Source organism: Gordonia sp. w5E2 (assembly GCF_036540975.1).
Classification (GTDB): Bacteria; Actinomycetota; Actinomycetes; order Mycobacteriales; family Mycobacteriaceae; genus Gordonia; species Gordonia jacobaea.
On sequence record NZ_CP144213.1, the window covers coordinates 45,677 to 69,577 of the forward strand.

The 23,901-nt window shown below is 60.9% G+C and carries 17 protein-coding genes; 7 read left to right on the forward strand and 10 right to left on the reverse strand.

Annotated features, from left to right (window positions below; genetic code table 11):
• Positions 1-158: 158 nt before the first annotated feature.
• The 3 genes from RND64_RS00195 to RND64_RS00205 all read right to left on the reverse strand — a co-directional run bounded on the left by RND64_RS00195 (position 159) and on the right by RND64_RS00205 (position 5,421).
• On the reverse strand, positions 159-1,259 hold the full coding sequence (locus RND64_RS00195) for a serine/threonine-protein kinase (RefSeq protein WP_049699166.1): 1,101 nt from the start codon (positions 1,257-1,259) through the stop codon (positions 159-161).
• Positions 1,256-1,714, reverse strand: a complete 459-nt coding sequence (locus tag RND64_RS00200; protein WP_152930079.1) for a hypothetical protein — start codon at positions 1,712-1,714, stop codon at positions 1,256-1,258. The genes RND64_RS00195 and RND64_RS00200 overlap by 4 nt, the downstream gene beginning before the upstream one ends.
• 257 nt (positions 1,715-1,971) lie before the next feature.
• Positions 1,972-5,421 carry a DEAD/DEAH box helicase family protein gene (locus RND64_RS00205; RefSeq protein WP_049699443.1) on the reverse strand — a complete coding sequence of 1,150 codons (3,450 nt, stop codon included), beginning with the start codon at positions 5,419-5,421 and terminating at the stop codon, positions 1,972-1,974.
• Between the two features lie 291 nt (positions 5,422-5,712).
• On the opposite strand from RND64_RS00205, the gene RND64_RS00210 reads away from it, so the two are divergent.
• Positions 5,713-7,422: a GIY-YIG nuclease family protein gene (locus tag RND64_RS00210; RefSeq protein ID WP_152930078.1), complete on the forward strand. Its 1,710-nt coding sequence runs from the start codon at positions 5,713-5,715 to the stop codon at positions 7,420-7,422.
• 62 nt (positions 7,423-7,484) lie between these two features.
• Here RND64_RS00210 and RND64_RS00215 read toward each other — a convergent pair whose 3' ends face one another.
• Together RND64_RS00215 and RND64_RS00220 are read right to left on the reverse strand one after the other, a co-directional pair.
• On the reverse strand, positions 7,485-8,627 hold the full coding sequence (locus RND64_RS00215; RefSeq protein WP_083444384.1) for a restriction endonuclease subunit S: 1,143 nt from the start codon (positions 8,625-8,627) through the stop codon (positions 7,485-7,487).
• Complete coding sequence (locus tag RND64_RS00220; protein WP_049699163.1) at positions 8,624-10,147, reverse strand: type I restriction-modification system subunit M; 1,524 nt, start codon at positions 10,145-10,147, stop codon at positions 8,624-8,626. The genes RND64_RS00215 and RND64_RS00220 overlap by 4 nt, the downstream gene beginning before the upstream one ends.
• 922 nt (positions 10,148-11,069) lie before the next feature.
• On the opposite strand from RND64_RS00220, the gene RND64_RS00225 reads away from it, so the two are divergent.
• Both RND64_RS00225 and RND64_RS00230 read left to right on the forward strand, forming a co-directional pair.
• Positions 11,070-11,597, forward strand: coding sequence for a hypothetical protein (locus RND64_RS00225; protein ID WP_331436336.1), 528 nt, complete (start codon positions 11,070-11,072; stop codon positions 11,595-11,597).
• A gap of 86 nt (positions 11,598-11,683) precedes the next feature.
• The gene (locus RND64_RS00230; RefSeq protein ID WP_152930077.1) at positions 11,684-11,935 is read left to right on the forward strand and encodes a hypothetical protein; all 252 of its coding nucleotides are present in this window, start codon (positions 11,684-11,686) and stop codon (positions 11,933-11,935) included.
• 109 nt (positions 11,936-12,044) lie between these two features.
• On the opposite strand, the gene RND64_RS00235 is transcribed toward RND64_RS00230, so the two are convergent.
• Both RND64_RS00235 and RND64_RS00240 read right to left on the reverse strand, forming a co-directional pair.
• Complete coding sequence (locus RND64_RS00235; protein WP_083444383.1) at positions 12,045-13,064, reverse strand: HIT family protein; 1,020 nt, start codon at positions 13,062-13,064, stop codon at positions 12,045-12,047.
• The gene (locus RND64_RS00240) at positions 13,061-13,552 is read right to left on the reverse strand and encodes a TIR domain-containing protein (protein ID WP_049699160.1); all 492 of its coding nucleotides are present in this window, start codon (positions 13,550-13,552) and stop codon (positions 13,061-13,063) included. The genes RND64_RS00235 and RND64_RS00240 overlap by 4 nt, the downstream gene beginning before the upstream one ends.
• A 246-nt stretch (positions 13,553-13,798) precedes the next feature.
• On the opposite strand from RND64_RS00240, the gene RND64_RS00245 reads away from it, so the two are divergent.
• Positions 13,799-14,943, forward strand: a protein-coding gene (locus tag RND64_RS00245; protein WP_442903957.1) for an IS3 family transposase whose coding sequence is annotated in 2 segments (ribosomal slippage) — positions 13,799-14,066 and positions 14,066-14,943 — 1,146 coding nt in all. Because the reading frame shifts where the segments join, the coding sequence is not laid out codon by codon here.
• A gap of 247 nt (positions 14,944-15,190) precedes the next feature.
• Entirely contained in the window at positions 15,191-16,228 is a 1,038-nt protein-coding gene (locus RND64_RS00250; protein WP_152930076.1) for a hypothetical protein, read from the forward strand.
• Between the two features lie 804 nt (positions 16,229-17,032).
• Here the strand turns inward: RND64_RS00250 and RND64_RS00255 are convergent.
• The 3 genes from RND64_RS00255 to RND64_RS00265 form a co-directional block, all read right to left on the reverse strand.
• Positions 17,033-17,701: a TetR/AcrR family transcriptional regulator gene (locus RND64_RS00255; protein WP_049699441.1), complete on the reverse strand. Its 669-nt coding sequence runs from the start codon at positions 17,699-17,701 to the stop codon at positions 17,033-17,035.
• Between the two features lie 105 nt (positions 17,702-17,806).
• On the reverse strand, positions 17,807-19,228 hold the full coding sequence (locus RND64_RS00260) for an amino acid permease (protein ID WP_049699158.1): 1,422 nt from the start codon (positions 19,226-19,228) through the stop codon (positions 17,807-17,809).
• Between the two features lie 163 nt (positions 19,229-19,391).
• Positions 19,392-20,309: a DUF5995 family protein gene (locus tag RND64_RS00265; protein WP_235434360.1), complete on the reverse strand. Its 918-nt coding sequence runs from the start codon at positions 20,307-20,309 to the stop codon at positions 19,392-19,394.
• A 182-nt stretch (positions 20,310-20,491) separates the two neighbouring features.
• On the opposite strand from RND64_RS00265, the gene RND64_RS00270 reads away from it, so the two are divergent.
• Positions 20,492-21,961, forward strand: a complete 1,470-nt coding sequence (locus RND64_RS00270) for a class I adenylate-forming enzyme family protein (protein ID WP_049699157.1) — start codon at positions 20,492-20,494, stop codon at positions 21,959-21,961.
• Between the two features lie 104 nt (positions 21,962-22,065).
• Positions 22,066-23,901, forward strand: a complete 1,836-nt coding sequence (locus tag RND64_RS00275; protein WP_049699156.1) for a DUF3556 domain-containing protein — start codon at positions 22,066-22,068, stop codon at positions 23,899-23,901.

Sequence of the window (23,901 nt, forward strand, 5' to 3'; positions counted from 1 at the left end):
CGTGTCACCGCCTCATTCGAACGACTGAGCGCTGCTGGATATCTAATCCCTGTGGGGGTTGGTGAATGCGCGGGCTGGAGTCTGTCGACCCGGTGGCGATCCGAGGCCCACAACATGGGCCGAGCAGTCGGGCACGCCATAATCCTTCAGCAAAGCGCTCAGCGAACGGTCGCGATCCTTGACGCTTGGTCGAAGACCTTCCGGACGGGACGGCCGCCGAGATCTGGCACATCGACATCCTCGGCAGCCCTGCGCCAACCGCGCCCGGCGTGAGTAAGAATGCTCATCCGGTAATCGCCAGATCGCACCATATGCCGCGCTTCGACACGGACTTTGCGCTGCTCGTACAGGAATGGTGCTTCCCAACAGCCTATGTCGGTCTGTTCCCAGTCAATCGCCGTGACATGCGCTAATGCCTCGTCCATCTCCTGCGCTGACTGGTATCGCTGACCGGGGTCTCGGTGGGTCGCCTTTGCATATACGCGCCGCATGGAACTCGAGGCCCAGAGTGGCAGGGCCTGATCTGAAATCGTGAGCGGTGTTCGACCGGCACTTATTCGCTTGATGATCAACGAGATTGGATACTCGGCGAATGGAAAATGGCCGCCGAGGAGCTCCCTCAGCACAAGTCCGATCCCGTAGATATCGCTCGCCCTAGTTAGCATCTTGCTCGTCGCAAACTCAGGTGGGCTGTACAGGGTCGGATTGTTGAGGGCTCTGACTTCGCCTCCGTCATTGAAGCGACCCGCGAGGCCGAGATCGGCCACTCTCGCGCGGTAATTGTGACACAGCAGGACGTTTCCGCTCTTTATGTCACGGTGGCCGATCCCATGTACCTCATGGATTTCCGCCAGACCGCGCAATACTGCCTGCGTGATCGCGACGGCTTCTGAAGCCCTGAATTCTTCCCCCCGTAGCTGAGCATCAGTGATCGACCCCCGTTCGAAGTAGGGTGTGATGATCTCAACAACCCGCAGCGGCGCTGGATAACCGCTCACCTCTGCTGCCCCCAACACCGGTACAACGTTGTTGTGCTGGATCGACTGTAGTGTCGCGGCCTCTGGTAAGGCATCGTCAATCTGCGATATCTCGATGCGTTTGCCGACTCGCTTGCAATCCAGGAGTGGGTCATGCCAGACGCGAACTTCATTGATCCCCTCGGGGATACTGCGAAGGCATTCGAATGGCAACGACAGAACATGCTGGTCCCGTCGCTGTGTAGACGAGCCGGTGTGCGGTTGACTCGCCTCGCCGTTCACCTCAAGGCCTTTAGGGCATAGACGGATACGGCACTAGCTTCTGCCATGCCTGTCGTCCAGTAAGTGGGAGCCTCTGTCACTCCGAGCGTCTTATAGTCAAACTGTTTGAGTTGGTTGGCTTCGAGCGACATGGAAGCCCCAACTGCGTTCGTTGTGTAGGTGGTGGCATCGATGTGGAGAGCTGATGCCCCCTGGAGCACGGCGCAGATCGCGAAAACCCTATTGAACGCGGCAGAGTACTTTAGATTGCTGAACGCTCTGGTCTGGAGAATGGCGACCGCGTTCACACCCATTGGGGAAAGATGCTGCCGAAACCGGTCTATCAAGTCTGCAAAGCGCGCCGTGTCAGGAAGCGCATTGTTGCTCTCGATGCGCTTTGTCGAGATCAGCAGTGGTGTATCACAACCACTTTCCTCTACAACAGCCACATTGATCCCTCCACTCTTGACGTGCACCCCAGCAATTCTCTTCATTTCTCACAACCTGTATTGTTGAACAAATACTGCAACTCCTTGAATTCACCAGATTCAGAGGGCCTGATCAAGATTTGAGGACGCTATGTCTCTGAGACATCCACCTCGAAAAGCTTGGTTTTAACTACTCCGCAGATCGGCCTCCTTTGGAACACGTGCCCTGGTTACCATCGAATCGTTCGAATCCGGTGCCGACTCCTATGTTTCAAACGCGCGTCGAACTGCTTTTGTCGTCGCAACTACGCAGACTCCTGATCCGCTGATGAGCTGATCTGCTCGATCGTATCCATCAGGCGGGACACAACGTCCATCGCAAACACTTGCGTTGGACCTTGGGGGGCGTTGTCGATGAAGGGCGGGTCAAAGATCTGCGATGAATCCATTGCACCGTTTCGGGTGAGGTATTCGGTGACGAGTCCGATGAAGTGGATCTGGTCGGCAGTCGCATTCACGTCGTCTATGAACTCGGCAAAGGCCTCGTTGACCGACTGCCGATCCAGCCCTACAAGCGATCGGATGAAGCGCCCGAGGCCGTGCGCGTCATTGATTGCCTGCTGAAGCTCGTCCTCCGAGCCTGCGCCACTTCGGGTGAGGAGTTCCTGGAGCGAGTCGATGTCGGCCTGTGTCAATGGCTTTCCGGTCCGCAGCTTCTGGAGCGCAAGATTGTCGGGTTGTCGTCGCAGGTAGTCGCGCATCTTGGCGTTGAATCGCTCCTTGTCGGTACCAGTCGCCATGTGCGGCATGTCGACCTCGGTGACGTCGCCGGTGAAGGTGTCTTGCAGATCGGTGTAGACGATCGGCTGCTTTGTCTTCTCGAGTAGCCCCACGAGGGACCGCAATTCCTTGCGCGCGTCCTCAAGCATCTCGGGGGTGACGTCGTCCCACCAATCCTCGGAGGCGACTTCGCGGAGCAGTTCTTCTTTGGCTTTGATCTTGGGGATGGTGAGCTGCTCGAGGAGGCCGTCGGCGATGGTGCGAACTTTGTCTTTCTGACGTTCGAGGGTGGTGTCGTCGGCTTCGATGACGGCGAGTTGGCCGCGTAGGACGATGAGGTCGAAGCGTTTTGCCATTTCGTCGGTGTCTCGAACGGCCGTGGGTAGATCAGCGAGGTTCTCGACGATCTCACGGACCTTCTGTTCGGTCAGCGATTCCCATTCGCTGCGATCACGGTAGACCTCCACTTGCTGGCGGCGTGGCCTGACGAGGAAGTTGTCGAGGTTCATTCCAGACACCTGAGTGTGCAGCACGTCGGTGATGCCGTCGCGCAGCTCAGTGTTCCTGTGGGACCGGTCGAGCGCCCAGACGATGTCGGTGCGGGCGGTGAATAGCCGCTCAGATAGGGAGGCTGGCAGCCGGGCTTCGGCAGGTGCCGGGTGGGCGTTGAAGAACTCCACATTGCCGCAGAGGTCGAAGATGAAGAAGTCGCTCTTGTCCTGCCCAGGGCCGTAGAGATCGGGGCGTAGGCGGGTGCCGCGTCCGACCATCTGCCAGAACTTGGTCTTGGACCGGACGGGTTTGAAGAAGACCAGGTTAACGACGTCGGGAACGTCGATCCCGGTGTCGAGCATGTCGACTGAGATTGCGATGTGCGGGCTGGAATCTGGTTGGGAGAACTGGTCGATCAGGTCTTGGCCGTGGGAGACGGCGTGGGTGATGACAGCGGCGAAGTGGCCGTTGTACTGCGGATAGTTGCGGTCGAAGCGTTGGGCGATGAAGTCGGCGTGTTTCTGGTTCTTGGCGAAGATGATGGTCTTGCCAAGGCGATCACCACCAGCAACGCGGTGGCCGCGAGTCATGAGGACCTCGAGAGCTTTGTCGACAGTGTCGGTGTTGAAAAGCCACTTGTTGACTGCCTCTGACGACACCTCGTCGGGGAACTCGTCGGGATCGACATCTTCGCCCCAGTCCTCGCCCTCCCAGCGTTTCTTCTCCTCCTCGGACAGATCGTCGTACTTGATGCCCGATCGCGGGAACGCCAGCGGCACCGTCACCGCGCGCGGCGGTACCAGATATCCGTCCTTGATAGCCTCGTCGAGACTGTAATCGTCTGTGGGAACACCTGTTTCCAGGTTGAACAGTAGGTAGGTGTTGTAGTCGACCTCGTCCTTGGGGGTGGCGGTCAGCCCGAGGAGGTAAGAGTCGAAGTACTCGAAGATGCGACGGTACTTCTGGTACACCGAGCGGTGGGCTTCATCGATGACAACCAGGTCGAAGTGGCCGGGACCGAAGCGCCGTCGGCCGTTGTCGAGGTCGTTGATCAACCCCATCATCGTCGGATACGTCGACACGTAGACCCTGCCGTCGGTGGTCTTCTCGGTGAGGAGGTTGACCGGTGACGTGTCCGGCAGGAATGTCTTGTACGCGTTGGCCGCCTGGTTCACGAGGGCTTTGCGGTCGGCGAGGAACAAGATGCGTTTGGCCCAGTTCGCGCGCATCAACACGTCCGACAGGGCAATCACGGTGCGGGTCTTGCCGGACCCGGTGGCCATCACGAGTAGTGCGGCGCGTTGGCGTTTGTCCTCAAAGCCTTCGGTGACGTTGCGGATCGCGCGTGTCTGATAGGGGCGTTCGACGATTGCTGTGTTGATGTCGACGTCGGCGAGTTTCTTGCGGGTGGTCCGGCGTTGGATCTCAAGCGCGAGTTCGTCGCGGGTGTAGAAGCCTTCGACTTCGCGTGGCGGGTAGTAGAGGTCGTCCCACAGCCAGGTGTCGAATCCGTTGGTGTAGAGGATGATCGGACGTTGCCCGTGCATCTTTTCGAGGCAGTCGGCGTAGAGCTTGGCTTGGTGCTGACCGACGGTCGCATCCTTGGAGGTGCGTTTGGCCTCGACCACCGCCAACGGTAATCCGTCGGTGCCCCAGAGCACGTAGTCGACGAAACCGTTCTTGCCGTCGGGCATGCCTGTCACCGGATACTCGCGGACCCGGGGGGAATTAACATCCCAACCGGCTTCACGCAGCAGCAGGTCGACGATGTCGGTGCGGGTGCGGGCCTCGTCGTAGTCGTGGGTATCGGCGTGCCCGGCAGCTGCTGATTGTGCCGCGGCGACCTGCGCGCGCAGCTGCGCTACGAGTTCTTCCAAGCTGGCATGGGCGGCGTCGGCGGCCTTGAGTTGTTCATCGCGGGCCAGCAACTGCTCGGTGAGATCAGCGCGCGCACTCGCGGCTTCTTCAAGTTGGGCGTCTTTGGCCTCGAGCTCGGCGCCGAGCTCCTGCAACTGCGCCATCGTCTTAGCCACTGCCGCCCCGCCACCCGGCTTGGGTAGCTTCGCCCGGTCGAGTTTCTGCTCGGGTGTCGGCTTGGAATCCGGCTGGGACGCGTACGTGCGCGCCAGCCACGACATCACATGGAACAGCTCCTCGAGCAGCCGGACACCGGATTCCTGACCGATCGGACGGTCATCATGCACCGCGTGGTTGCCAGCCCGTCGAATCAGATCAAGCTTGGTCTGCACCGCGCCTGGAACGATCGCCTGGAAGGCAGGATCGTGGATGCGGGCTGACAGGTCGGCCTTGTACGGCTGGTCCAGATCGTTGACCGTGTAGAGCCATTTGACCGCCGCCTCGACCGCACGCCGTGCGTAGAAGCAGGTGGAGCGGCTGTCGAAGAGCGCATCGCGTTCAGCGTTCTTCGCAGACGCGTGAACATGAGGCCACTCACCCTGCAAGAAATCAAAGTTACCGGCCACGATGCCTCCCTTCCAGCCTGTCCGATCTTGACACATACCCCGCAGAATCTCGGCAAGCCAGACAGAATAGGCCGCTGGTCCGACAGAGCGCACTCGCCAACTTCCACCGGAACACTGTCGGTGACGGCGGGAACAATCAGACTGCTCGACCACCATGCAACGGAGAATCAGATGCCACTCGCCACCACGAGAACTGCGTTCCTAGCTGACCTGCTCAACGAACTCAGCGTGTTCCCGCTCGCTGCTTGCGACTTCGCCATACGGCTATGTCCTTGCGAAGGAGTATTGACGTTGACCGTCGAGTTCCTCGAAGAGGATGGCGGCGGCGAGTTCGTGAAGACCTACGACGGCGATCGCTGGGTAGATAACGATCCCACGGTTGACGGGGAAGATTCGGAATCCTCAGGTCTATGGACCCCGCTGATTCCTCACGATGTTTCGGAGATCGATCCGGGCGACGAAGATGCATTTTCCGACCAAGTAGATGCCACCCTTGAGGCACACGCTGCGTTGATCGACCTATTCACGACACTCGTCGCAAGTGGTTGGCAAGTGACGGTGCAACACGGAGCTGCCGAAGATGGCACACCGCAGATCACACTCCGCGCGGATGCGCCAGAGCTCGACCACGACCGCGCGTACACCGCAGTACGAGCCATGCGTCTGCCGACGGGCTTCTCACGCGTTGAGGCCACATACAAGCAAGGGGCAGGCGACGGAACAGAATCGTGGGGTTTTCCCCACGAGCAGGTCAGCGCTGTAACACGCAGCGGCACAATACAAACCATCCGACTCAAGGACATGTTCACGTTTGCGCTGTGCAGCTCAGCAACGTGGACACTGACCCCCGATCTCGACGCTCCAATCCAGCGGCATACCTCCGGTAGCTCGATGAAAACATCCATCGTCACCCAGCCGCCGATAAAACAGGCACCTACCCAAGACGAGATCGATGAACGGCGGAGAGCTGTGGACCAATGGGCTACGAGCAACGACTTCACATCGCCAGTCCACCCCGCAATGCCCGCAAATGTGCAGCGAGCCCTCGACGCACTCGACTCCGGAAACGCCGGCTATTACCTTCTAGATTTCACTAACGGCGATTGCTACTTAGGCCAGTCGATATCCATCGCCGATCGGCTCAAAGGACACCGCAGCACACACAAAGACATTCGCGGAATCCGCCTACGGCCGGATATCGAAGCAGGAAGCATCGTGAACCCGCTGCGACACCTCCTCGACCACGAAGCGACCCTGATCCACAGCGTCCAACAAGCTGGACTTCCGGCACGAAACAAAGCTCAAATGACCTACGCCATCGGCGATGACAGCTCGCTAGATGACATCTTCAGGAAGAACGGGACAACTTCCGCGGCATGGCTCGCCGATCCCATCGGCGTCAACGCGCACAAGCAAATAGCCCATTCGCCCAACCAGAGCCGAAGAAGCCTGACGGCCGCCGAAGACGACTACAGGGTGTGGCTCAAACGCACTGGAGAGCACGCCGACACAGTGCGTTCGTTGTTACGGACTTACATGGAGCGATGTCTTCCGCTTCCGCGCCACACCGAATACCAGCACTGGGTATTGAGCTCTCCGCGCAACACTCCATATTTCCGCACCCTGTCCAATCTCAGCATTCGGAACACCGAAGCGTTCAGAACCATGATCGACAAGGACAAACATCTACGAGGAATGCTGCATGTCAACGGCGTTGAACTCCTTGGAGAGTCAATGTCCGACGACGCCTTGATCAGATTTATGCGTCAACACCCTGGAGTGTGCGTTACGGAAACCGACTTTCAGGAGGCCGGGCCCTTCAACTTGATGCTGTGGGCACCAGACCTCACCTCGATTGATGACCTCCTCGATGACACTGCAGTCACTCGCGCAGCCGCAACCGCAGCCTTGCATCTCATGAAGAAAGGCAAGATGGGGAAAAACAAGAACTCACACAATCCCGTCTTAGTGAACGCCATTCTGCGCACGACAGGACAATAAACCAGATGTGAGCGTGAGTCTTTTTTGCAAAGCCAAACCCTCGAACTTGTGGTCAACATCGCTCACAGTTCACCACTGAACGCACGAGATTGGAGAGCGTCGAACAGCATTTTTGTTGCAGCCAAAGCCTCTCGACCCATTTCGCCGCGACATTCCGACGCCGCGGCGAAGTCACAGAATTTCTGTTGCTGTCCCACAGCGGGTAGAGGTATTGCGAAATCACGGATCTGTTTGAAGTTCAAGCCGGGCTTCGTCTGACCATACTGACTCGAACGAATCTGTCGCTGCCCCCACACTTCTGAACACAGAAATGCGGACAGGTACCTTGGTAGTAACCGCTCGGTATCCGTCCTAAGTATCGAGACATGCTGACTTATGTATGCCCCGGAGAGGCTCGAGGGCAGCGCCGCTGCCCGTCCGATTCGCGATCCGGTAATGGTTAGCAGTACATCGCCTTCCCGTGTACGTGTTCGACCAGCTTCTGCGTTGTCTGGCGCAGACACATATACCAAGTCATCATCGGAAATTGAGTTCATTTGAACGTCCAACGATCGGATGAAGCGGTCACCACGATCAGCGTAGTACTTCGCCCAACCTCTGCCTCCGCTGGTCACGAAGGTTAATAGATCTCCGAGCGGTGCTTGGGGTGCGCCTGCGGCGAAATGTTGGAATGCGGCGCCGCCAAGGTCATCCAGAACAGAAACTGCATGTAGACGCTTGGCGCGCAGGGTATCGGCGTGGTCGAGGATGGCTGCGATGCGGCGTTGTTCGGGTAGGGGAGGGAGAGGAACACTGAACTTGGCCAGTTCCGTCGGACTCAGCCTCGGGAGATTCGCTCCGGAGCTTCTGCTATCAGCAAGAGCCACTTGGGATGGCTGGCGAAGAAAATGCAGAAGGTAGCGGCGGTCAAGTTCTGGTCCAGGGCGAATCGGAAGAATGTCAGTGCTACAGACACCGGGGAAGTCCGGAGCCTCAATCTTCGCTAGGTACGGTCGGAGCTTTCCGTAAAGAATGTGATCGTCACTAAAAGTGAACTTGGTACTCGCGAGTTGGCCGCTCACCACTTGTTCGACGTCAACGAACCCGCCTCCGGACTTGATGTTTTCCAATCCAACATATGTAGTGCCGTCCTGAATCTCACTCGGTGCAACCCCCAAGCGCTCAATCAGTGCGACATCCCCCAACTGCGCTTCGCGCCAAGTCACTTGGCACCACCGGCGAGCATCTGGCGTAGCTCGGCGAGGCCGGTTTGGATGTCGAGTTCGAGTTTGGCGAGTTCGTCGAGGATCTCTTCGGGTGCTCGGTGTTCAACCTCGTCGTGGACGATCTCCTTATACCGGTTGAGGCTGAGGTCGTAGCCCTGCTCCTCGATGGCGTTCCGCGGAACGCAAAAGGACTGCTCGGTGCGCTCACGCTCGAGTTCGGTGCCGTCGCGTTCGGCCCAGCGGGCGAGGACGTCGGGAAGATTGTTCTTAACGTGCTCGTCGTTAGTGAGTTCGGCGAGCGGTCCGAGGTTCTCGCTGTCAAGGAGCGCGATTCGCTTGTCGTCCAACGAGAATCCGTCCGCTTGGACGTCGTAGAACCAGACATGCTCTGTGCCGCCTGAGTTTGTCTTGGTGAAGAACAGGATCGCTGTGGAGACCCCCGCGTAAGGCTTGAAGACGCCCGACGGCAGTTTCACGACGGCGTCGAGTTTGTGGTCGTCGACCAGCATCTTGCGGAGGGCCTTGTGCGCCTTGGAGGAGCCGAAGAGCACGCCGTCGGGCACGATCACGGCCGCCCGCCCACCAGGCTTGAGCAACCGCAGGAACAAGGCGAGGAAGAGTAGTTCGGTCTTCTTGGTCTTGACGATTTGCTGGAGGTCTTTGGCGGTGTTCTCGTAGTCGAGGCTGCCGGCGAAGGGTGGGTTGGCGAGCACGAGGGAGTAGGCGCCGGCGTCTCCGCTGTTGGCTTCGGCGAGTGAGTCGCGGTAGCGGATGTCGGGTTGCTCGACTCCGTGTAGCAGCATGTTCATCGATCCGATTCGCAACATGGTGTTGTCGAAGTCGAATCCGTGAAACATGTTGTGGTGAAAGTGCTTGGCTCCCTTGCTCGAGTTGATCTCGGCGGCGTGGTGATCGCGCATGTATTCGGTGGCGGCAACGAGGAAGCCGCAGGTTCCTGAGGCCGGGTCGACGATGGTGTCGCCGGGTTCGGGCGCCATCATCTCGACCATGAGTTTGATGATGTGGCGGGGTGTGCGGAATTGGCCGTTCTGTCCTGCGCTGGCGATCTTGGCGAGCATGTACTCGTAGACGTCGCCTTTGGTGTCGAGGTCGCGCATCTCGATCTTGTCGAGGAGGTCGACGACCTTGGTGAGCATGCCCGGGTTGGGGATGGAGAGGCGGGCGTCTTTCATGAAGTGGGCGTAGGTGGAGTCTTCGTCGCGCATGGTGCGGATGAGCGGGAACACTTCTTCATCGATGGTGCGGAACATGTCGTCGGGGGCGTAGTTCTTGAACTCCGACCACGACAGGTCGGTGCGGTCCACGGGGAACGGGTTGCCCGTGATGGGCTTCTTGGTGAGGTTGGCGCGGTTGAGGGCGAGCTGTTGCTCGTCGTCGAGGCGGCGGATGAACAGCAGGTAGGTGATCTGCTCCATCACCTCCAACGGGTTAGAAATGCCGCCGGACCAGAATGCGTCCCAAACGGCGTTGACCTTGCTCTTCTGCTCTCCCGTGATCACTCTCGTGTACTCCCAAACAGTCGTGATGAACCCGAACAGAACTGTATAGCGCGTCGCTCCGACAGCTTGGCCGAGGCGACACGCCCGAAGGTAGATCCGATCTTCGCCGTCTGCTGTGTGTCCTGAGGACCTACATCGTCGCCCTTCGTTTGCTGGAAACGCTCCACGAGGGCGAGCCGGCAAGTGGCCGCACAGCCTCTACCTGCACTTTCCGTCGCCCTTCAATGCTGCATAACGTGCGTTAGGCCTGTTCGTCAGCCTCTCAGGGTTCAGCGCGGAGGGATTACGCGACTATCAGCGTGGCACACCTTTTAGGCCATCGGCGGTCATGACCTGTCGCTCGTCCTCGAGAGAGGGATCGGCGTCGAAGACCTGTTACGTGCCAAAAAGCGCTACGCCAATGAAACAGGCAACTGCACGCTCGCCGCCAGCAGCTGCCTCTCGACGCTCTAACGACGGAGAGCGCTGGCCGCTAGGCGTGTCGTGCGCGTACGTGTGGTCTGTGACAACCGTGTGCGCGCAAGCTTGCCCGAGCCTGGGTGTAGCCGACCGAGCCCCTGCGTCTATCCGCGCGGCCCGGGCACTCGTCGCTGACGCCAACCCGATTGGGCGACATCATCATTGAATCCGCCTGTCTGTAACAAAATTGACGTTCCGAAACTTGAGTCGTTGCGGTGTTCGATGCGGGCAGGGCATGCGGCGTGGGGCTGGGTGGTCACGCGCCACAGACATCCGGGTGTCAGCTCCGGTCGAAGAGTGCGCTGCTTTGTCCGGTCGAACACTTGCGGTGGCCATGCGAATACCCCAATCGGAGCATCGGGAACCCGTCTACAGGACGCTCATCGAGGTTGACTGGGTTGCCCGCTGCCGCGTGGCGGCGTAGACACGTCGTAAGTCGTCTAGGTTCGCCGGAGGGGTTGTTGTGTCTGATCTGACCGATTGCAAGCAGGCGCTGCTCGACGAGTTGAGCAGGCTGGTCGATGAGCGGTTCGCGATGGCCGAGGATGCCGGTGTCGACGCCGAAGTCTTCGCCGACACCCAGCGGATAGCGACGGCGATGGCCGCTGCCTTGCCATCGGTCACGGTGCACGACCAGCGAGTGGGGCCGTTCTACGACACTGCCGGATTGACCTCGTGGCTCGGTGTGAGCAAGCAGGCGATCGCCAAACGCGTCAAGAACAACACTCTCATCGGCTGCCAACTCGAGTCGGGTACCTGGGTGTACCCCACATGGCAGTTCACCGATGCCGCCAAGGTCGACCAACATCTGCTGCAGGTGTGGCAAATCCTGCGCGAACACATCAACGCGTGGACCGCTGTGCTCTGGATGTGTTCACCCAACCCCGCCCTCAACGACGAAACCGCGGTTCGCTACGCGACCGGCGGCGGCGACGAGTTCGCTGAGGTCCTGGCCGCCGCACACGCCGACGCTGCACGCTGGGCGGCATGAGGGGTAGCGCTTCGCACACCGGACGAACGAGATGCGCGTACTCCCCGACGGGGACCGTGTCACACACCCTCGACGACACAGTCTCAGTGATCGCGCCCGTCGAGATCACGAATGCGGGGCGAATGGCGGCGGAGATGAATCAGCTCGGGTTCCCACTATCGGCTCTCGAGGAGCGACAGCACATCGTGATGGTTCGTGACGCGCTCGGAATGCAGGTGACCCTGCCGGTGGGGCTCCTTCCGGACGTGACGGTGAGCAACATGTTCGCTGCTGCGGATGTGCTCCAGGTGATTCGGATCTCCGACTCTTCGCGGCTCAGGCTCTCGCGTTCGCGGTGACCGGGGCATGGCCGATCGGAGGATAAGTAGATCGATCTGCGACGGCGAGCGGGGCCCTTGGTCGAATCCTCGCATCGGGAATGCTGACCCGGCGGGGAGGGTAGCTTCGCTAGGGCCGTGGCGGCTCGGGGATGTTTGCCGGGATGGGCACAGAGGTGACCGTTGTATGCGTCGGCGGTGGCGATTGAATGTTCTCCCGCGAGCCCACCGGTGTGGGGCGGGTGACGGCTGCAGCGATCAGGACGCCGACCCCGAGGACGAGCATCGCGACGTAGAAGGGGGCGATAGACCATGACCGCCAGACAGACCATTCCGGGAGGTATGACTGCTTGAGCTTCTGCCACCTCGTCTTTTCGGGCGTGCCGTCCGCCAGCGGCTCGTCGGCGTCTGTCGGATCGAGAGTGAACCGTGGGACCATGCGTTCCGCTCGCGCGACCGTGTTGTAGAGCTTCCGGAACGCCTTCTCGCTGCGCAGGTAGTTGGCGTCGAGGTAAGCGAAGAGGATTACCGCGACAACACCGAGGAGGGCCAGTGGCCATAGGTGCTGGGTGAGCGCGAAGCCGAAGGCTGCTGTTGTGACCGGAAGGAGCCATCCCTTCGCAGACGAAGACGCCGCAGATTGTCGCGTCACCACAGCCTGGATGTAGTCGAGGTGCTTGCGTCGATCTTCGGGCGACAACTCTGGCTGCGCGAGCGGCGGAGTGGACTGAACCGCAGCTTTCACGCGACGAAGCGCGTCGTCCTTGCTAGCTTCCGTGTAGTCGGTCTCTGGTGGCCAGATCGGTCCCATCGCGTCCCCACCTCGTCGAGGGACGAGATGCACGTGAAGGTGGTGCACGGTCTGGGTAGCGGCATCTCCGTTGGACTGGATGACGTTGAGACCCTCCGGCAGCAGCGCGATGCGTAGCGCTGAGGAGAGAAATACTGCTGCAGTCGATAGTTCCGCCAATTCCTCCGGCCGCAGTCCCCAGATGTCTTCCACATGCCGCCTCGGCACCACAAGTACGTGACCTAAGACGGCCGGTTCCGTCGGAAAGAACGCGACGACATGCTCATTCCGGTACACCTCTCGGACGTCGGGATCGGTCCCAGCGACGATCGTGCAGAACGGGCACTGTTCAGGGTTCACAGCAGTCGAGTCTTTGCCTGCCCCACCCAGTTCTCCAGGTTTTTGGACAAACACGCGTAGGTGGCCTTGGTGTCAATTTGTCCCTGCCAGTTCGTCTGTGTCGGGTCGAACACTGGAACGCCGCTCACAGCCGGAACCTTGGCGAACGGGTCGGCTCCGCGACGGTCGGCACCGGAACCCATCGATGCCAGGCCATGGATGCGCACACCGACTAGTGGCTTCTTGTCGTTCCACGCCTTCTCGATCTCGTACAACACCCACGGTCGAGAAGCGGTCTCTTGACCAATCAGAACGACAACGGCGCGCTTATAGGCCATCTCCTTGTGGATCCAGTCCTTGATCGCCTGCGCGCCCTGTCGGCGGACCGCCTCCCACTGCTGGGCGCCAAGTAGCGGTTGGCCCTCGAGCGCTCCGATCTGTCGGACGAGTTGCACTCGGTGCACGTCGCGCTCGTAATGGAACGAATAGAACACGGTCTTGGTTGCCATCGTTGGCTCCTCTCAACGCCTCGGCGTCTGCCGGAGGCTACAGCTCGTTGAGGTTAGCTCTCAGGTCTGACACATCTCCCGCGCGCAATAGCCTCGCGGTGGGCGGCATGACTATTTCAGTCCCGGCGGCCAGGAGGTTTCCAATGCAAAGGTTGGCGTGACACTGGCGTGTCCCCCGTGAGCCGGTCCGGGTTGTTTTAGAGTCCTGATTGCCCTGATGAGGGCGGAGAAGGGACGATGAAGAACATGGCAGGACGCAAGCGTCACTCGGCGGAGGACATCGTGCGCAAATTGCGCCGGGCCGATGAGTTGGCCGCGGAAGGCAAGACCGGCGAGGAGATCGCTGCCGATCTCGAGGTGTCGGCGGCCACGTTGTACAACTGGCGCCGCCAGTACGGCGGCATGGACGGCGACGCCGCGAAGGAACTCAAAGAGCTGCGCGAGCAGAACAGCCGACTCAAGCGGCTGCTCGCCGATGCCGAGCTCGAGAAAGACGCGCTGCGGGAGATCGCCAAGGGAAAATTCTGAGCCCGACCGCCAAACGCGCCGCCATCGACATGCTCAAGGACGTCAAGAGCATGTCAGAACGGATGGCGTGCAAGGTAGTTGGGCTTTCCCGTTCCGCCTATCGACGGCTGCCGCAAGCGCACACCCCGGCCGATCCCGACGCCGCACTGCGCGAGCAGCTACGCACGTATGCCCGCAAGAACCCCCGGCACGGGTTCCGGCGCGCGTGGGCACACCTGCGCTTCGACGACGGCATCGAGATCAACAAGAAGAAAGTGCATCGGTTGTGGAAAGAAGAGGGCCTGCAAGTGCGGCGCGCTCGGCGCCGCAAACGCGCCGGCCAGTCATCGGTCCCGGTCGTTGTCGCGGACGCACCGAAAGTGGTGTGGGCATTGGACTTTCAGTTCGATTCCACCGTGGATGGGAAGAAGATCAAGATCGCGTCCATGGTTGACGAACACACCCGGATGTCGTTGCTGAACATCGTGGACCGCTCGATTCCGGCTGAGCGGTTGATCGAGGAGTTGGAGAAGACGTTCGCGATCTGGGGTGGCCCGCCGATGGTGCTGCGCATGGACAACGGCCCTGAGTTCATCTCAGAAGCCCTGCAGGCGTTCTGTGCAGGGTCGGTCGGGATCTCCTACATTCCGCCCGGCACACCGTGGAACAACGGGTTCATCGAGTCGTTCAACAACCGGTTGCGCGACGAGTGTTTGAACCGCAACTGCTGGCCCACACTGATCGAGGCCCGCGTGGTCATCGACGACTTCAAAGACGACCACAACCACCGACACCGGCACTCAGCGCTGGGCTACCAAACGCCGGCCGAGTACGCTGCCGGATGCACCCACCAACATCACCCCGTGGGCTGCGAGATCGACTGACGATCACAACAAGGAACTGGCTCTAGAACTGCCTGGACCGGTTATCGGGGACCTGCCAACACCACAACGCTTCGGCGGTGAACCATCAGATCGTCCTGTCGGGCTAACGCCCAGGACGACACGCCCAGCCCAGCTATGTTCGTAACGTCATCGGGAGCTATTACTGATGGGTAGAAGAATCTGCCCGTTTGAGCTGTCGGTACCGGCCTATACGCTACTCGTGCTGTGGCTACTAAGGAGAGACAATATGGGCTATGCGTTCGGCAATCCTCTCGCCGTCACGATCCATCCGCAAGGGATTGCGTCGTGGTCGGATATTCAGAGTGACCGGGGTCTGCGGGAGAGGATTAACTCCTCGCATCTGTATATGGTCGTTATCCGTCCTTCCGTCACAGTCTCAATATCTCGCGATCGACTCGATATCGAATCACGCAATCCTGATGACGCGCGCTATTCGTATTGCGTCGAGACTTCTCTAATTGGTTTTGAAGCCTTCTGTCATGGGAAAAAGGTGCAGGATGTAGATTGTGGAGACTGGTGCTATTCTCATGACGTTGCCGCAGAGGTGCTATACCAAGGACTTGGCGCCGGCTGTTATGATGTGGGAACATACCTCGAACTGCTGAGCTGGGATGTCCTATACGTAGGAATGTCTTACGGCAAGGGCTATGGGTCACTAGTCGAAAGACTGTCCAAACACAGCACTATTCTTCGAATAATGGACGAGCACAGCGGATTGCCCTACGATATCCGCATAATTCCGATGACCTGCACGCAGTCAGCAGTCTTAGGGGGTTTTGTAGCTGGGCGTCCATTGCCTACCGTGGGACGGGTTCAAGAATTTGTGTCGCGAGATGGGCGCCTCGAATCTTTGGATATCGTAGCTGTTCTGGAGAATGTGCTAATTTCGTATTTCAAGCCCAATTACAACTCGACGTTGAAGGACTGGCCTGTTTCCAAGTATGTTTCGGCAATGGAGTCTGTCGGTATAGATTCGTTGCTCGTCTACCTCGATGGCTCCGAGGATACTTTTTCGGTGAAGACTGACTACAGAGATTGCCCCGAGCGCGGCCTTGCGCTGGTTGCTGAGGTGAGTGGCTCACAGCGAGTTTGGAACACTGCCTATCAGTCCGCGCTCGATTACGATCGCTCGATCGTCCCGGATCCAGTCGACCTAGGTTCGATCATGTGTGCAGCAGTTGCAGAATTTCGCGTGTCTAAACCTAGGGCGCGCTTCTACTCCGATGCTCTTATCGAGAAATGTCAGGACCAGCACTTGAATTGAACGCAAGACCAGTGACTTAAGTCAGGTTGCGTCGGACTCACTAACAGTTCGGGTCAGAAGGTTTGCCACCGAACCGGGCCAGGTGCCAGGCGGCGTGGGCGCGCTGACGACGGAGTTGTGTGGCAATGGGTACTAGAGACTCGACGAGCGGTTCAACTCGGCCTCAGGCCTCTGATCTTGCCTGATGCGTCGAGCCTGCTACGGCAGATGCTCTGTCCCAGGGACTCGGGGTGTTCCTTCCCCTCGGTAGTTTCGTTCACCGTTGTGCTGAGCACACGGGTCATCGCGAGTGGCAAGGGTGCCATTTGCGGGCTATTCCGGCATCTCTCACCTTCATGCAGTTCGACCTGTCATTTTGTACTCAATGGTCTGACAATAAGCGTCTGCCGACCGCGATGGCGCTCGACCTTGACGAGGCACGTACACAACTCGGTCGTCAGCGAGGCGCCACGACAATAATTTCGATGGCCTCGCGCTGAGGTCGCAGTTGTGTACGTAGAACAGTGGCCTTGCGCTGTGAAACCTTCTAAGAACTTGCCCGGGAAGAGGCTCGTGCACATCGAACTCGGGCCCGCACGACGCATGGCGCCTGAAGGATGACAGCCTCTCCTATGAGGCAGCGGAGCACAACGCGCGAGTGTCGACGCAGTCGACAGAACGATTCTCGGCCCGCGTGCGACGCTGCTGAAGCGTCGAAGCGGCCAGCTGAACCCAGCGCGCGGGAAGATCGATAGTCAATGTTGATCGCAGCACCCCGAGGTCGCCGGCGTGTGCAGGACAAGGTCCGTAGCCGATTCGGCCGACCTACTCCGCCCGCGTCACCAACGACAGCAGGACGCCGGTCATGGTGTCGACGGACAGCACGTGCTCGCCCTCGCGGCCGACGTACTCGAGCGAGAGCCCGTTGATCAGCGCGAGAACGAGCACGGCGGCGTCGAGCGGAGGCACCCGCAGTCGCAGGTGTCGAGCAGCCACGACCTCTTCGATGTTCCTCGCGAGCGATTCGGCGAGCTGCGCCCGCGCAGCGGTGTAGTCCTCCAGGAGTTGCGGGTCCCGATCGACCTCCGACCGGAACTCCGCGAACACCACATTTGTCCGGTACGTGTCCCGGATCTGCTTCAGGATCATCAGCGCCAGGAAGCGCATGTCCGTCTCGGGGTCGGCGCTCTCCGACGTCGGCACCAGCGCGGGCGCGGTGAAGGCCGTCGCCCGCTCGGTGAACACAGACGACGTCAGGTCCATGAACAGCGCGCCCTTGCTGGCGAAGTTCGAGTACACCGCGCCCTTGGAGTATCCGGCGCGCCCCGCGATCATCTCCAACGACGCGTTGGCGTATCCCCGTTCGAGGAAGACCTCGCGCGCGGCCGCCCTGATGTCGGCCTGAACGTTCGCGCGGCTCGGCCTGCGCTTCGGTTGGGGCTCGACGTCGGCTCCGGCGCCTGGGGAAGTGGAGCTTGACGATTCCGCGGTCATCGGGACATTATCGATCACGGCCGTCAGTACCAGCGGTATCGAGAAGTGGAGATTCACTCGAGTACGTCGGGGGCGTCGATGCGCCACCCAACCGGCACGTCGACGTCACGAGACCTCTTCTCGGTACCGCGTCTGAGGACCCTCGTCGTCGGAGTGGTAGCGGCTGCGTCGCTGCACGATGAATCCTGCCGAGACGATGATCATCGCGGAGATTGCGGAGAAGATGATCGCCTGCCGTTGATCGTTGTCGAAGACCATCAAGATCAGTACGGCGAGAATGAACAGCATCACCACACCGGTCAGGTACGGGAACAGCCACATCCGCACCGGCGGCCGGTGACCCTCCGCGCGCAGTACGCGTCCCAGCCGCCACTGGCTCGCCGCGATCGTCAGGTAGACAAACAGCGCGATGGCACCGCTCGTAGCGAGCAACCACGCAAAGATCTTGTCCGGCAACACATAATTGCCGACCACTGCCAGGAATCCGACCACCATCGACATCAACACCGCAACCCACGGCACTCCCTTCGGCGTCAGGCTGCGCACCACCTGCGGGGCGTCGTGCCTGGTTCCCAGCGAGAACATCATGCGCGACGCCGTGTACAGCGCCGAGTTCAAACACGACGCGACGGCCGTCAGGATGACGATGTCCATGATGATCTTCGACCCCGGAATCCCGATGGCCTCCAACACCGACTGGTACGAACCGTTCTCGAGTTTGTTGTAGGGCATCAGTGCGACGACGACGAAGATCGACCCGATGTAGAACAGCGAGATCCGCCAGATCACCGAGTTGACCGCTTTGGTGATGCCGCGTTCGGGGTTCGGAGATTCTGCGGCGGCGATCGTCACGATCTCAGTGCCCATGAATGAGAACATCGTGATGAGCATGCCCGCGATCACCGCGCCGAACCCGTTGGGCATGAACCCATCCGGCTGCCACAGGTGACTCACACCGCTGACTTCTGAGCTCGGAATCCAGCCGAAGATCGCTGCGACGCCAACGAGAATGAACGCCACGATCGCGACGACCTTGATCAGCGCGAACCAGAACTCGAACTCTCCGTAGTTGCCGACGCTCGCGAGGTTCGTGATGGTCAGCAGCAGTGTCACGGCAAGCGCCCAGATCCACTGTTGACCACCGACCAGGTCGGTGAGGATCGCGGCTGCGGCCGTCGCTTCGACGGGTATGACGAGCACCCAGAACCACCAGTAGAGCCAGCCGACGGAGAAACCCGCCCAGCGGCCGAGCGCGCGGTCGGCGTACACCGAGAACGAACCGGTGTCGGGGTTTGCCGTCGCCATCTCACCGAGCATCCGCATCACCAGCACCACCAGGGTGCCGGCCAAAGCGTAGGAGATCAGCACGGCCGGTCCGGCCTTCTCGATGGCGTTCGCCGATCCGACGAACAGACCTGCGCCGATGACTCCGGCGATCGAGATCATGGTGATGTGCCGGGGCTTCAGATTCGACCCCAGCGAGGTGGGCGCTTCCTCCGTGGAGCTATGTGACTCGGTGGTTGCCATCGCTATATGACGTCCCTTCGAAACGGTATTGACCCGATGTGGTGCGGGTGCTGCTTGTGGCGGTACGGCCCGATGTGTGCGGGCATGTCAGTTACCGACGCTTAACCCTACGGAAGGCCCCGCGACTCCACAGAAGAATGCGCCAACGTCGCGAATGTCCGAATCACCGTAGTGCACCCCATGTTTCGAATGCGGCGAGTGCGGCGTCGCCGGTATTCCACAGTGCGTCGATATCGACGACGGCGGCGTCGTGAGTCCGACGATCCTGCAGCGCCAACCCGTTGCCGAACGTCAGCACGTTGTAGCCGACGTCGGCCGCGCGCAGCATCGGCCCAGTCGCCTTTCCGGCTCCGACCAGCCGGTCGAGTCCCTCACCGAAGAAGTAGAAGCGGAACGTCGGTCCGAGGTCGACGTGATACGCACGGTCTGTCTCACGGACGATCGAATCACCATGTGCGGCAATGGCATCGACGAGCCGGAAGTAGTCCGACGCATCGTCGACCGTTGTGCGCGCATCTGCGGTGGCATACGCAAGGTCGACGGTGATGTGAGCGTTGTACCCGCTGAGCGCGGCGCGTTCACCGGAGACGCTGCAGGTGCGCGCCGATCCGAAGTACCGCTGCCAATGCGGTGGCACCGAGCCACCCGAGAACTCGGCGTGCGTCGCGTCGAGGAAGCGGTTGAGCAGTCGCAGGCTGATCACGGGAGCCCAACGCGGGTTGCGGAACGTCGACGGTTGGTGCTGGAGCGGCATTACCGCGTCCCGCTCGACCGCCGCCAATCCGAGGGCGAACAACCCTCGCCGGTCACGGTGCGCGGTGAGAATGTCGGTGATCTGCCACAGGCGACCTACCTGACGTTCCAGGACCGGAAGCGCCGTCGTACCCGGTGACGCGTCCGCGGTGTCCGACAGTTCGACGATCCGCCGGACCTCGCTCGCCGACAGCGGGCTACCGCACGCCTGTGAAACATCAGCACCGGCCGTCGGCGTAGCCACGGCTGCGCCCGCTCCGGTCACCGCGCCACCGGCGACCGCGAGCGCAACGATCATCCTCACCAGCGTGAATCTGGGTGCGCTCATCATCCGATGCTACGGTCGGCGTCGCTCGACGGCAGCGCTTGCGACGAATATGCAAGCCAACGGCGGTTCTGTGCTCAGAGCACAAAGGTCCGACGAAAGTCTGGTGCGCGGGGCCGTTCTCGGTCACACGGACTGCTATTAGTGTTCTGGCTCACATCCACCTAGTAGAGGACCTATTCATCGTGAGCGCACCGTCGTATTTTCCCTGGGAGCTGGCCCATCGTGCAGCCGCACCATGCGTCCGCGACGACCACACCGAACTCGACTACGCGAGCTTTGCCGCCAGAGTCGACGCCGCAGCCGAGCAGTTCGACGCACTCGGAGTCCGACGCGGCGACGTCGTCGCGACGTTCCTGCCCAACCGGGTCGAACTTCTCATCGCGATCGCCGCCGCCTGGCGCCTCGGCGCCATCGCGACACCGGTCAACCCGGCGTTCACCGCGAGTGAGGCGCAGTATCAGCTCGACGACTCGGGTTCCCGCCTCGTCCTCGTCGACGACGACGCCCTGTCCGGCACGTCTGAGCGCAGCATTCTTCACGTCGACGACCTCGCAACCTCCGGCTCGTCGTGGACACCTCCGGAGCCTCCGGCGATGTCCGACGACGCGCTGCTCATCTACACCTCGGGATCGACCGGCCGCCCCAAGGGTGTGCGTCTGGCCCACGACAACCTGTACTACATGGCGTCGACGATGAAAGACCTGATGTCGTTGACCTCGGCCGACCACGCGCTGCTGGTGCTGCCCCTCTTCCATGTCAACGCGATCTGCGTCAGCTTCCTCGCGCCGATTCTGGCCGGCGGCCAACTCAGCATCACCGGGAAGTTCTCGCCGTCGCGCTTCTTCACCGACCTGCACTCGCTGGCGCCGACCTACTTCTCGGCAGTGCCGACGATCTACGCGCTACTCGTTTCCCACCCCGACGTCAGCGCAGAGGCCTTCGCCTCGTTGCGATTTGCGATCTGTGGCGCCGCCCCGATCTCGAAGGAACTGCTCGACCACGTCGAGTCGACGTTCGGCGTCCCGATCCTGCAGGGCTACGGACTCACCGAGGGCACCTGCGCCTCGGCGTGCAATCCCCTTGATGGACAACGGAAGACGGGAACCGTCGGACCTGCGCTGCCCGGCCAGACCATCCGAATCGTCAGTCCCGACGGCAACGACGTACCCACCGGCGAACCCGGCGAGGTACTCATCTCCGGCCCCAACGTCATGCGCGGCTACCTCAACCGCCCGGACGCCACCGCCAGCACCGTCGTCGACGGTTGGCTGCACACCGGCGACGTCGGAACCCTCGACGCCGACGGCTATCTCACCCTGGTCGATCGCATCAAGGACATGATCATCCGCGGTGGAGAGAACCTCTACCCCAAGGAGATCGAGAACGCACTCGCCACCCACCCGTCGGTTCTCGAGTGCGCGGTGGTCGGAGCCCCCGACCCCATCTACGGCGAGGTACCGGTCGCGTTCGTGGTCGCCTACCCGGACCAGCCGGTTCGCGAAGCCGAACTGACCGACCACGTCGCCTCGATCCTCACAAAAGCGAAGCGGCCCAACGAGATCAACGTCGTCGATCAACTTCCCCGCAACCCGGTGGGCAAGATCGACAAACCAGGACTACGACGCCAAGTCCGCGAACCCCAACCAACGTAGAACCCAACCAACGTAGAACCCAGCCCGCACAACACGTTCCGAGCGCCCGACCGCGTCCTCGGTCGATAGCGCCTGCCCGAAGACCTTCAGATAAGGAGAACACCATGGGTCTCGTACAACCCGACTTCCCACCGGTTGACCCGGAAACCTTCCTCGACAAACCATTCTTCGACCGGATGCGCGTGCTCAGCACGCACTGGGCCGAGTACGGCTTCGGTACACCCAAGATGCTCCAGGTGATCTACCTGGTGAAGATCCTGGTGCTCTACTTGGCCATCGGTCTGAGCATCGCGACCTTCACCTCCGGCCTGAACGTGCTGCACGTGTCGCAGTGGTGGAACGAGCCGATCATCTACCAGAAGGCCATTCTCTGGACCCTGCTGATCGAGGTGCTCGGACTCGGCGGCTCCTGGGGACCGCTCGCCGGCCACTTCAAGCCGATGACCGGCGGGTTGCTGTTCTGGCTGCGCCCGCAGACGATCCGGCTCCCACCGTGGCCCGGCAAGGTGCCGCTGACCAAGGGCGATTCGCGCACCGTCTTCGACGTCGCGATCTACGCACTGCTCCTGGTCGCCACCGTTGTCGCACTGGTACTTCCGGGTGTGCAGTCGAGCTGGCTCAACGCCGTGGCACCCACCTCCCACGGCCTGGTCAATCCGGTTCTGATCTACCCGGTGATCGCACTGCTGGTCATCATCGGCCTGCGCGACAAGGTCATCTTCATCGCCGCGCGCGGTGAGCAGTACCTCCCCGCCCTGATCTTCTTCGGCTTCCTGCCCTTCGTCGACATGATCCTCGCGCTCAAGCTGCTGATCGTCACGGTATGGGTCGGCGCGGGTGTTTCCAAACTGGGACACCACTTCTCGATGGTCATCCCGCCGATGATGTCGAACACGCCATGGCTGACGATCAAGGCCCTCAAGCGCGCGAACTACCGCGACTTCCCCAACGACCTCCGACCGTCGAAGGTTGCAGGCGGTATCGGCCACGTGCTCGGCACCATCGTCGAGGTGGCCACGCCACTGGTCCTGCTGTTCTCCACCAACAAGTGGCTCACACTCGCCGCGGTGGTGTTGATGGTGGGCTTCCACCTGTTCATCTTCTCGACGTTCCCCCTCGCGGTCCCGCTCGAATGGAACCTCCTGTTCGCCTATGCAGCGATCTTCCTGTTCTGGGGCTACCCCGCATGGGACGGCTTCGCACTCACCGATACGACGATGCCGTGGGCAATGGTCCTCATCGCTATCGCGCTCTGCTTCTTCCCGGTGCTCGGCAACCTGCGCCCGGATCTCGTGTCGTTCCTCCCGTCGATGCGGCAGTACGCAGGCAACTGGGCGTCGGCCACCTGGGCATTCGCGCCTGGTGCTGAGGAGAAGCTGGAACAGCACATCGTCCGCTCGTCACCCAACACCCGCACCCAGCTGATGGCGTCGTACCCGCCCGAGGTCGCCGACGTCGTGATGCATCAGATGCTTGCCTGGAGGTCGATGCACAGCCAGGGCCGTGCGCTGTACTCGTTGATGAGCCGCCACCTCGGCGACGACATCAACACCTACACCCTGCGTGAAGGCGAGTTCGCGTGTAACTCGTTGGTGGCGTTCAACTTCGGTGACGGCCACCTGCACAACGCGAAGATGATCGCCGCCCTCCAGCGACGCTGCAACTTCGCTCCGGGCGAGTTCCTCGTCGTGTGGATCGAGTCGCAGCCCATCCACAAGGGCACCCAGGAGTACCAGGTGATCGACGCCGCGCTCGGTGTCATCGAGCGGGGTACGTATCGGGTCACCGATGCCATCGCCGAGCAGCCGTGGCTGCCCAACGGGCCGATCCCGATCAACGTCGAATGGACGCTCGACGTTGACGTGGCCCGCGCGTTGACTGATCCTGAGGTGATGACCGAACCCAAGATGCGCGGCGCAGGCGCGCAGGAGCAGGTGTAG

Bases quoted from the DNA above. Each gene is read 5' to 3' on its own strand.
- RND64_RS00265 (WP_235434360.1), bottom strand. From the start codon at position 20,309: ATGAGCGCACCCAGATTCACGCTGGTGAGGATGATCGTTGCGCTCGCG.
- RND64_RS00250 (WP_152930076.1), top strand. From the start codon at position 15,191: ATGGGCTATGCGTTCGGCAATCCTCTCGCCGTCACGATCCATCCGCAA.
- RND64_RS00240 (WP_049699160.1), bottom strand. From the start codon at position 13,552: ATGGCAACCAAGACCGTGTTCTATTCGTTCCATTACGAGCGCGACGTG.
- RND64_RS00275 (WP_049699156.1), top strand. From the start codon at position 22,066: ATGGGTCTCGTACAACCCGACTTCCCACCGGTTGACCCGGAAACCTTC.
- RND64_RS00255 (WP_049699441.1), bottom strand. From the start codon at position 17,701: ATGACCGCGGAATCGTCAAGCTCCACTTCCCCAGGCGCCGGAGCCGAC.
- RND64_RS00260 (WP_049699158.1), bottom strand. From the start codon at position 19,228: ATGGCAACCACCGAGTCACATAGCTCCACGGAGGAAGCGCCCACCTCG.